Source organism: Vibrio sp. Of7-15 (assembly GCF_022347565.1).
Lineage (GTDB): Bacteria > Pseudomonadota > Gammaproteobacteria > Enterobacterales > Vibrionaceae > NORP241.
On record NZ_JAKRGH010000008.1, the window covers coordinates 26,462 to 37,326 of the forward strand.

Genomic DNA, 10,865 nt, shown 5'->3' on the forward strand with positions numbered 1-10,865 from the left:
GTCCTTTTCGTATTAACCCCCCTTCGACATAGCCTGTTATGACAGACTCATATTTCGAGTGGCAACACGTCAGCTCTTATATAAATAGTAAGAATACTTTGAGTGCTAAAATTGCTCCCCATGGTGCTGTTCCTTATATTCTAATGAGAATAATATTCATTTAGTATTTTGCTGGTTTTTTTACGAACTAAGCAATAGAGATTTATCTAATGAATAACCTCACAGTGGTAGGAGCCGCAATTGCTGGACTCCTGGGTACTTTGCCTGCTGTTGCAATCGAAAACGTTGATGAGACGATGATTGTACAGGCAGCCCGAGTAGAGAAAGATATTAAAGATATTCCGCAAAGCATGGATTTTCTAACGTCGGAAGACATGGAGACGCAGCGTTATCGAACCGTTGCGGATGCCATAAAATCGATTCCGAACATGACGCTATCGGATATTGCTGGAGATTACAACTATGTTCAAGTGCGCGGGTTACCACGTAACTTAGAGCAAGCCAACGTTCCTATTTATGTTGATGGAGTACCGCAAACGAGCCTGTATGGTCTGAACTTATCCTTGGTCGATGTGGAGTCCATAGAGTTCTTACGAGGGCCACAGGGAAACATATATGGCAGTAATGCCCGAGACGGTATTATCGTTATTACGACGAAAAAACCGGACAACGAACCCACTGCTCGTGTGAAGCTTGGTGTTGCTAATTACAATGAAAAGAGTGCTCAGCTCTTAGCGTCTACCGCCCTTATCGAAGATGAACTTAGTGCGAAAATCGCCGTGAGCCAGCTAGAACGCGATGGCTTTGTGGATAACACTCATCTAGGTAAATCGGTTGATGATAAAAAACAAAACAATGTCGCGATAAGTTTGTATTGGACCCCAAGCACAGATTGGTCCGCTACTTTGTATATGGATTATGGTGAAACCGATGGTGGCGCTTACCCATACGTACCTGAGACGTCAAAACCCAACCGAGGGGATGATCTTAAGACGGCGTTTGATGTAGAGGGATTATTTGACCAAACCTCCAAAGGGATGGCCTTAAACGTAGACTGGAATTTGACGCCTGAGTGGATGTTAAGTTCTGTTTCTGGCTATCGAAAGATTGATACTTTTGGCCGTTTTGACGCTGATCTGGCCGTTACAGCGGATGCCGCTTCAACTTTGGTCGACACTTGGATAAGAGAAAAAGATTATTTTCAAGAGTTCAGACTTGCCTCGACACCTAATGAACTGCCTATTGATTGGGTTGTCGGCGCAGCCTATTACAAAGTCACGGAAGACAACAATAACCAAGCGGCAATGAAAGTGTCTAATATGGCCTTGACGAAAACGGCAGGTGAATTTGAGCGAGACACTTATACCGCGTACGTTGATGCGATTTGGCGTTTTGCACCGACATGGTCATTAAACCTAGGTGGTCGCTATACAAAAGAGAATTATGAAATAGATTCTTCCTTCTACAATATGTTTTTAAGCCCAGCTCAAACTCAAGGTGACTATAAAACGGACTATTCTGAGTTCATGCCTAAAGTCGCCTTGTCAAAAGACTTCGGACGAGATCACACGGTTTATACCAGTTATGGGGAAGGGCTTTTGAGTGGTGGTGGCAGTTGGATGGCTGAGGAAACCACGGCTGCTGGAGCGCGCTTAGGCTACGGAAAAACGTATGATCCTGAAACCAGTAAAGTGGTAGAAATCGGTTACAAAAGTTATTGGCTTGATCGCACCATCATGACCAATATCAATTTGTTTGATGCTCGTGTAGAAAACTTCCAATACGCATACCCTGATGCTGGTGGTAATACACGCATTGCCAGCATCCAGGAAGTTCGATCTCGAGGCATTGAGGGTTCTATTTCAGCCTTACTTACGGATGTTTGGCAAGCGGCACTAAGGTTTGGTTTCAATAACGCGAAGATTGCTCAAGTGGATGGTTATACCGGTGCCAGCATGGCAGAAGGTAATCGAGTGCCGTATGCGCCTGAGCATAACGTCCATGTTGAAACAACCTACTTTGCTGACATTAACGATGATTGGAGCTTTACTCCCTCTATGAGCGTGGGCTATTTCGGCGATGTGGCTCAAGACGGACGAGGTGAAAAATTCCAAGACCCGTATTTTGTCGTCAATGCCAACTTTGATTTTTCATACCGTGACGATTATTCGATCCGTTTATGGGGAGCGAATTTAACCGATGAACGCTATCAAACCTACTCTGTCAATTGGGGCGGTACTAATAACAGCACCTATGGAGAGCCGCTCAGGTTTGGGTTGGATTTAGAAGCCAGATTCTAACCAAGCAATTTAATGAGTGTACATACGCTTATTTGATTTTCAGGCAGCATATCATGTGCTGCCTTTCTCGTGTTAAAAAGGATTTATTATGCAAAAAGGTAATTCTCATCCTCTGAAATGGTTGTTTCATCAATGTAAAACACAACAATGGATGCTTTGGTTCGCCATTTTATTTTCGCTTACCGCAGCCGTCCTTGCTCTCGGGCCTTATTATGTTGTTTATTTAATTGTCGATAAACTGATCGCGGGAGAAGGGTGGGATCAACTTTGGTCGTTGTCGATTATTGTGCTTTTTATCATGGTGGCACGTTATTTATCTCTATTGATATCCGTTTATTTGGCCCACCACTGTGCTTTCCATATTCAGTACAATATTAGGCACTCGGTTGTAAATCGTCTTTCAAAAACTAGGCTTGGTTTTTTTAGTCGAAAAAACAGTGGCGAGCTGAAAAAGAACCTGACGGAAGACATTGACCGTATCGAGGTTTTTATAGCACATCAACTTCCTGATTTGGTGTCTTCTTTTATTATTCCATTGGCGACGTTCATTTTATTAATGGTGATTGACGTCAGAATGGCGCTAATAGCGTTAGTCCCCATTCCGCTCGCGATCTTATGTCAGGCAGTACTGTTTAAAGATTATCAATCGAAGGCTGAGCAATATCATGAGTCCGTCGAAAAACTAAACAGTTCTGTGACAGAGTTTATTAGAGCCATGCCGGTTGTGCGTCTGTTTGGTATTGGTGAGCGGTCGTACAATCAGTTAGATAATGACATACAGCACCATAAGAACTACATCGAATCATGGACCAAAAGCGCGGGTTGGCCTTTTGCCTTATTTAAAATTGTTCTGAGCTCTGGGCTTGTTTTTCTTGTACCTTCGGGCTTGTATTTTTGGTTTCAGGGCTCGTTAAGTGTTTCCAGCTTTTTACTGTGTATTTTGCTCGGTGTGGGTATGTTAGAGCCGCTGTTTAACCTGACGTTATTGAGCACTTATCTTGGGCAAGTGTTTGAAGGTGTGGCGCGTTTAATAAAAATCGTCAATTTGCCTAGGATGGAAGACACAGCGAGTCAATCCGAAATGCGTCACCATGACATAGAATTTAACAGTGTCGACTTTTGCTATGAAGGGAAGCAACAAAAAGCAATCAATAATGTAAGCTTTACGGTACCTTCAGGAAGTCTAACTGCCATTGTGGGTCATTCCGGGGCGGGGAAAACCACCTTAGCTTCTCTTCTCGCGGGCTTCTGGCCTGTGGCTGGTGGCGAAATTTTGATTGGTGGGCAGTCACTATCAAAGATGTCTGAAGCGCAGCGCATGGATGCTATCGCGATGGTTGACCAAGATTCCTTTGTATTTACTCAGTCTGTATCGAGTAACCTTTCGATGGGTAAAGACTATTCAATGGAGGCCATTGTTGCGGCGGCAAAAGCAGCCAACGCCCACGATTTTATCTCTCAGCTTCCCAATGGGTATGACACGGTGATTGGCAAAGATACACGACTTAGTGGTGGTCAAAAACAAAGATTATCGATCGCTCGTGCGATATTGAAAGATGCACCCATCATCATTTTAGATGAGCCGACTTCACATTCCGATGCCACCAACCAAAAACTTATTCAAAGTGCATTGAGTAAATTGATGACAGGAAAAACAGTGATCATCATTGCTCATCGTTTAGCCACGATTCAGAGAGCGGATCAGATACTTGTTATGGACGATGGGAAGCTTATCGAACAAGGAAAACACGACCAGTTGGTCGCACTTAATGGTTTGTATGGCTCAATGTGGCGTAAGAGCCAAAAGACTCAAAACTGGTCCGTAACGAATAAAGCAAAGCATGAGGAGATGGGTTGTGCTTAATCAAATAATGCGTTTATCGGGTTGCTCGAGGGCAACGATTGGGAAAAATATCGCCGTCGCGATAGCCGATGCAGTCACTATGATTGTGCCAAACTTTTGCGTGTTCTTTATCCTCGCTGAAATGTTGGAGTCTACATCCTCTCTCAATCATCTCCTTTTTTACTGTGTTTTAATTGTGGTGTGCTTGGTGGCCCGATTAATTGCGGTGAAATTAACCTTCATTACGCACAGTGAATTTAGCAGTCGCTCGGGTTACGAAATGCGTAAAAATATGATGGAAAAACTCACCCGCATCCCTCTAGGTTCATTACTCTCAATGGACTTAGGCACACTTAATAATACGTTATTAAAAGACGTTGAATTTACCGAACATACCTTGTCACACGTTATTAGCTATGTGCTCGGTATTGTGTGTGTTCTTAGCTTGTTAATGGTGGGTCTATTCATCTTTGACTGGCGTTTAGCATTGAGCATGCTGGTTGGTTTTCCTATCGCCATCGTCATGTTTGTGCTTTTGTCTCGTTTAAGCCAAGAGGGTAAAGGCAAGCTGTTTCAAACCGCAGATAAATTGGGCAGTGCAATCTTTGAATACATTATGGGCATACGAGTACTTCGAGCGCATGGGCAAGCCGATGGAGAGTATCTCAAACTTGACGAAAAAATGAAAAACGCACGAGACGCCCACCTAAAATATGAAATGAAAGCCAGTTTGGCACCAGCTGCCTTCATTATTTTTTCCGAGGCAGGTTTTGCCAGCTTGATCATGTTTGGGCTTTATTCCATAGGGACAGAAACGCTCTCTGTTACTGTTTTTTTACTGTTTTTACTCGTTTCAATGCAATTTTATCGCCCACTTACTCAGCTTGCTATTTTACTGACTCAGTTTCAGTACTTTAAAGTTTCTATGTCTCGCATAGAAGGGGTATTGGAACAAAAAGAACTGATCGAAGAGACGGAGGTAGCATCAGACCGTTTAGGGCATGAGGTGAAATTCAAGAATGTGCATTTCAGTTATGAAGGCACGCCGCTTTTCAAGCAGATGAACGTTACTTTTCCTGAACAGTCTGTAACGGCGATCGTCGGACCGTCAGGATCTGGAAAATCAACAATGATGAGTTTGATTGCTCGTTTTTGGGACACGGACGAAGGCGTTATCACGATTGGTGGAAAGAACGTAAAAAGTATGAGTCAAACCGAGATCTCCGAACAGATAAGTATGGTTTTTCAAGAGGTTTACCTTTTCGACGATACCATCTATAACAACTTGGTCATGGGGCAGGAAGTTTCATCAACACAATTGGAGCAGGTTTGTCGCCAGGCTCAATGCTGGGACTTTATTCAGCGTCTCCCTGATGGGTTACAAACGGTTGTCGGGGAAGGGGGAATGAGATTATCGGGGGGCGAAAAACAACGAATTTCTATTGCAAGAGCATTGTTAAAAGACGCGCCTATTGTGTTGCTTGATGAGGCGACGGCGGCGTTAGATGTGGGGAATGAGGCATTGATACAACGCGCTATTTCTTCTTTGGTAAAAGATAAAACAGTCATACTGGTTGCGCATAATTTATTGAATGTGATCTATGCGGATCAAATTGTCGTCTTGGAGAATGGTGAAATAGAAGCGATTGGAGCCCATGAACAGTTGATAAAATCATCAAACGGGTATCAAACCTTGTGGAATGACCAGTTGGATTCGCAAGGGTGGGAAGTTTAATGTTTTGTTTTCATTGGATTATTCTGATTTTTTGCGATCTGTATAAATTTAGACTCAATTGATAATGCTTATCATTTATAGTATTTTCCTATGATTACTCAATAGAGAATAAACGCTAAGAGATATAATCATGGCCTATGTAAAAAGTAACGTTCAATCTGCCTTTAAAATGTGTGAAGGATTTGAAGGGGGGGGCGAAAATCGACTTGCTGATTATGCAACCACAAAAGTCGAACTTGATGAAAACATGTGTTTAGGCCATGGCTACATCGTTGAACTGGCCCCCGGGCTAAATATTACCTATAGCGATGTTACTTTTCATCACCCCACCAGCTTTAAAGAGGCAGCACAGGACTATTTTGGTGCTTGCCTCGCAATAGAAGGTGAGGTTGAGGTATTGGTTTCTGGAAAGTCGGAATCGATAATCATTGATAAAGACAAGGCACTGTTTTTTGTTTGTCATCAAGGGGAGCTGGAGTTTCGTTATGGCACTTCTCGAACAAAATTTATAAACTTTTGCGTCCCTAAGTCAATGATGCAGCTATTGTTTGAGGATGGTTCGGATGAACTTTCTGAAATTAATCGATTCGAGTCTGTTCAGGTGACTTCGGATATTGTGAAAAACGTGGAAGAAATTTTACGTTCTAAATTAGGGAAAGCGGCCAATACGCTTTATCTGCAAGGAAAAGTATTAGAGCTGCTTGCCCTTATTTATCACAATATGCACCGAGAAGTTAACGTATGTTGTGGAATGACACCACGAGACATGGACTGTATTCAATTAGCCGCTCGAATCATGGAAGAGCGTATGGATTCGCCTCCTTCATTAATTGAGTTGTCTCGCCAAATCGGTATTAACGATAACAAGCTCAAGAAAAACTTTAAGATGGTGTTCGGTGAGACTGTCTATGGATTTTTGTCTAATAAGCGAATGGCTAAGGCAGGAGAGCTTTTAGCAGTAGGGGATCTTTCTGTACAAGAAGTGGCGAATATTGTGGGGTTTAAACATGTAGGGCACTTTTCGAAAAAGTTCAAAGAACAGTACATGTGTAGCCCAAAACATTACCGACGAAAATCGGTTCACGTAGGATAAAAGAAGGCTCAAGCATTGCTTGAGCCTTTTTTCTAAGCGTTGGCTAGCTCAGGTTTGTGAGCAAGCTTTGTTAATTGAAGGTAGCTTTGAGTCCCTAATAAGAGCGCCGCAAAGGTAAGTCCACAGGTGAGCAGTAGCCAAATGTGTTCGATGTTAGGTTGCTCAACGAACCAACCTTTGACCCCAATGAAATAGCTGATAGGGATAATCACAATCCAATAGACAAATAATACGGTCACAAGGGGGCGAACAAATTCTTCAAGGCCTCGTAAGATACCGGCGGCCACCATTTGTATTGCGTCAACGAGCTGAAACATGGCAATGAAAATGATCAGGCTCGAAATGAGGGTTATCACTTCTGGGTCTTCGCTAAACCAAGGCGCAATTTGTTTACCAAACACCAAGATTAGCACCGTCATGATTCCACCATACAGCGTAGCCATGGTGAGCGCGGCGATACCAGAGCGTTTAGATTCAAACGGCAGAGACATTCCCCTGTATTTGGAGACCTGAATGGTCGCGGCACTGCTTATTGCTACCGGAATCATGAATACGACCATGGCAACATTAATGGCGACTTGATGCGCCGCGACCACTTTTGTGCCAAGTGCCGAAGCAAAGAAAGCTAATGCTGTCAGTGCCAAGACTTCTAAGATGAGTGCAATGCCAATGGGTAAGCCTTCTAGCATTAGGTTTTTCGCCTCTGAGCTCTCGACGCTTCGATTTTCAGTATTGATGGACTTAAGCGATTTTCTGGAAAGGGCGCATAAACAAAAAAGAGCACAATACGTTGTGATTGCTGTTGCAACCCCGCAGCCTAATCCTCCTAGTGCTGGTAATCCTAGGTGACCATTAACGAGCACAACATTGAGTGCACTATTGAGCACTAATAATAGAGCACCAGTGAGGGCGATTGGCAGCATTTTCCCTCGGCCTTCATTGAAAAATCGATAAAGGATCATGTAAGTCAGGCCCGGCACAGCAAAGGCGACAGCATGAAGATAGTTCTGACTTATTTTCGCAACTTCCTGATCCGAGATGATATAGGGTGCAGAGAAGGCAAAAAGCTGCAAAGCAAGGAACCCAAGTACAGAAAGCACAGCGGCATTACGCTTTCCCAGAGCTAACAGTGTCGCGCAAGCTTCATTATCTTGTTTGGCATCGGCCGCTGAAAATTTGGGCACCAAGGCGTACATAATGCCAGTGATGAGAATGGCGATCGGAGTCCAAATGTTACTCGCCAGTCCGACTGCTGCGAGATCCTTATAATGGTATTGCCCAGCGAGAAGGGTGTCGACGAGCCCGAGCGATGCTTGGCATATTTGGATAAACATTAGTGGCAAAGAGAGTTTAATGATCTCTTTATAAATCGGTGGCTTTTTGTTCATGTGTCAATCCATGGTTAAGTTATGTTACGAGATGTCGGTATTGTGGCATGCAAGGCACAATGTTTTTGTCATTATGCGGAGCAATATATTCACTGTACGGATTTGATAATGGATATCATTAGCATTTAAGTGATATTGGTTTAACCTGATGCTCCGTTTAAAACATTCTTGGGACATCTCACGTGTTAGTAGAACAAACTTCTCCGCTTGAAAGAGAGCAGGGTGCCCATTATTTCTTACTTCCTGTTGGGCGAGACGTATCGGATTTGTCGGCATTAGCCTCACGACCGATACAGGCTTTAGACAGCAGAAGTTCACAGGAATATGTTTCACACCTGCTTTCTGTTGGCGCTTCAATGACTGGGCAAGGGTACGTCGAATGCAACGTTTTGATGAATGAACAGTGGTATACCGGTTCAGTCGAATGGTCACTTCGTCAGCAGACAATAAAACAGTTTCGTTTTGAACCCATAGCTTCACCAAAGAAAACCGTTCGTACGGTAGTGAACTTTGATGCCGTAAACTCAAATGAGCTTCATGCGTTGCTAGGCTTTGATGCGGATGCATTGGTTGTGTCGTTAGGCAGTGATCACGGTATCCACTTCACGAATGGTTATGATGCGAAAGAGATAGAGTTGTTCATTCAGCATTGTGAGAATGAGGATCGACTTGGCGAAGTATTCATGGTGGGGGATACGAGAAAAAGCAACCTAGATCATTCGCTGTATTCAACTTTTCGTACCCAAGCGATCAACAATCCTAATAAATTGGCAATTACGTCAACCAAAGTAAAATGGACATACGCTGAACTGTTGGCTGAAACGGAAGCGTTGATGTCTCAGATCACGCCATGCCTTAAGTCTAACGCGCCAATTGCGCTTTATTTGGAAAGAGATGTCTATCAAATCGTAGCGACGTTAGCGTGCCACGCGTTGGGCTGTACCGTTGTTCCTATTTACTACGACACACCGCTTGAGCGCGTAACGCAGCAGTTATCATTCGTTGAGTGTCAAAGCATCATCACGTCTTTTGAAAAAGCGAGTGAGCTAAACAGTAAAGAAGACGTGCTTATTATCGAGCATTTACTTGAGGCGAAAAAGCAAGGCTCTAGTACTCATGCGAGCTCGATGCCATTACAGTCTCTAACGCTCGAAAAGCCGAACTATGTGTACTTTACTTCAGGCTCTGAGGGCATGCCCAAAGGGGTCTCGCTCCCTGGCCAAGCGATCGCTAGAATCATCGACCAACCTCGTTTTCTAGGTCCGATGACAGAGCAAGTATTTAGCTACATTGCTAACCCTGCCTTTGATGCGTCGGCTTTGGAGTTGTGGGGAGCGCTGTATAACGGTGCGACATTAGCGATCCTAGACAAAGATGAAGTATTGGATGTTGAACTTTTGTCTCGAAAATTGAGTGAGTTTAACGTCACAACCTCTTTTTTCACTTCTGGTTTGTTTAATCGTATTTCCGATGCGGATACGTCGATCTTCAACTCTTTATCTTACGTGATGTTTGGAGGAGAGAAGGTGTCAGTTTCTCATGTTCAACGAGCGTTGAGTCAAGCGCCAAAGACCCAGTTTATCCATTGTTACGGTCCCACTGAAAACGGCATCTTTACTACGACACATGTGGTGGAGCCTGACTCAACTCAATCTTTGAAAGACATCCCAATTGGAAAACCAGTCACAGGAACATACGTTGCTCTTTTAGATAATGATTTTAAGCCAGTACCACAAGGTAAAGTGGGTCAGCTGGTGTGCTTTGGCCAAGGCTTAGCAACGGAATATGTGGGGCTTAAGGAACAAACTGAAGAGAAGTTCATCGATTTCAAGGGACAGAGAGGCTATTTGACTGGCGATTATGCCCGTGTATCCGCATCGAAAAACATCGAGTTTGTTGGCCGTGTCGATTCTCAAATCAAGCTGAATGGTTTTCGTATTGAGTTGAGTGAAATTGAAAGTGCCATAAGGTGTCATGCAGAGGTATCGACTGCTTATGTTCGCATGAGTACGCAGAAACGCCAAATCCAAGCTTTTATTACCAGTGATTCTGAAGTGGACCTCGATGAGGTTCGCCACACGCTGTCAAACATGCCGCATTACATGCAGCCTTCTGATATTCGTCGTGTTTCGAGTATTCCTCTTAACCCAAATGGAAAAGTCGATCAAAAAGCGTTAGATGCCATTATTGATCAAAACATTATTGATCAAAAACGAGTGGTTGAGCTTATTGAAGCGGCATCGCCGACCATGCGCACCGTCTTATCCCTTTATGAAAAACTGCTCTGTGCGTCTGTCACTGATATTGACTCGTCATTGTTCGAACTCGGTGGTAACTCACTTCACCTAATGCAGCTCTTAACGGAACTGCGCGAGACGTTTTCTCACAACATTGAGCTGTCATTTTTAGCTGAAAACTCCTCACCTGCGGCAGTATGCGATTGGGTTGAGTTGCAACTGTGGAATCAAACACAAGACGACACGACGGAAGAATGGACGTTTTAACT

General features: G+C 43.7%; 6 protein-coding genes. 5 read left to right on the forward strand and 1 reads right to left on the reverse strand.

What is annotated here, in order from left to right; all coding sequences use genetic code 11:
- The first annotated feature begins 209 nt into the window (after window positions 1-209).
- The 4 genes from MHO82_RS10845 to MHO82_RS10860 all read left to right on the forward strand — a co-directional run bounded on the left by MHO82_RS10845 (window position 210) and on the right by MHO82_RS10860 (window position 6,971).
- Window positions 210-2,300, forward strand: coding sequence for a TonB-dependent receptor (locus tag MHO82_RS10845; RefSeq protein ID WP_239183964.1), 2,091 nt, complete (start codon window positions 210-212; stop codon window positions 2,298-2,300).
- An 88-nt stretch (window positions 2,301-2,388) separates the two neighbouring features.
- On the forward strand, window positions 2,389-4,164 hold the full coding sequence (locus MHO82_RS10850) for an ABC transporter ATP-binding protein (protein ID WP_239183965.1): 1,776 nt from the start codon (window positions 2,389-2,391) through the stop codon (window positions 4,162-4,164).
- Window positions 4,157-5,878, forward strand: coding sequence for an ABC transporter ATP-binding protein (locus tag MHO82_RS10855; protein ID WP_239183966.1), 1,722 nt, complete (start codon window positions 4,157-4,159; stop codon window positions 5,876-5,878). The genes MHO82_RS10850 and MHO82_RS10855 overlap by 8 nt, the downstream gene beginning before the upstream one ends.
- Before the next feature lie 130 nt (window positions 5,879-6,008).
- Window positions 6,009-6,971 carry an AraC family transcriptional regulator gene (locus MHO82_RS10860; protein ID WP_239183967.1) on the forward strand — a complete coding sequence of 321 codons (963 nt, stop codon included), beginning with the start codon at window positions 6,009-6,011 and terminating at the stop codon, window positions 6,969-6,971.
- A 32-nt stretch (window positions 6,972-7,003) separates the two neighbouring features.
- Here MHO82_RS10860 and MHO82_RS10865 read toward each other — a convergent pair whose 3' ends face one another.
- On the reverse strand, window positions 7,004-8,359 hold the full coding sequence (locus MHO82_RS10865) for an MATE family efflux transporter (RefSeq protein ID WP_239183968.1): 1,356 nt from the start codon (window positions 8,357-8,359) through the stop codon (window positions 7,004-7,006).
- A 182-nt stretch (window positions 8,360-8,541) separates the two neighbouring features.
- Between MHO82_RS10865 and MHO82_RS10870 the strand changes: the two genes are divergently transcribed.
- Window positions 8,542-10,863 (forward strand): non-ribosomal peptide synthetase, encoded by a 2,322-nt coding sequence (locus MHO82_RS10870; RefSeq protein WP_239183969.1) that lies wholly within the window; start codon window positions 8,542-8,544, stop codon window positions 10,861-10,863.
- Window positions 10,864-10,865: the final 2 nt, after the last annotated feature.

Excerpts from the sequence above, each read along its gene's own strand:
- MHO82_RS10865 (WP_239183968.1), bottom strand. The coding sequence starts at position 8,359 with ATGAACAAAAAGCCACCGATTTATAAAGAGATCATTAAACTCTCTTTG.
- MHO82_RS10845 (WP_239183964.1), top strand. The coding sequence starts at position 210 with ATGAATAACCTCACAGTGGTAGGAGCCGCAATTGCTGGACTCCTGGGT.
- MHO82_RS10860 (WP_239183967.1), top strand. The coding sequence starts at position 6,009 with ATGGCCTATGTAAAAAGTAACGTTCAATCTGCCTTTAAAATGTGTGAA.
- MHO82_RS10850 (WP_239183965.1), top strand. The coding sequence starts at position 2,389 with ATGCAAAAAGGTAATTCTCATCCTCTGAAATGGTTGTTTCATCAATGT.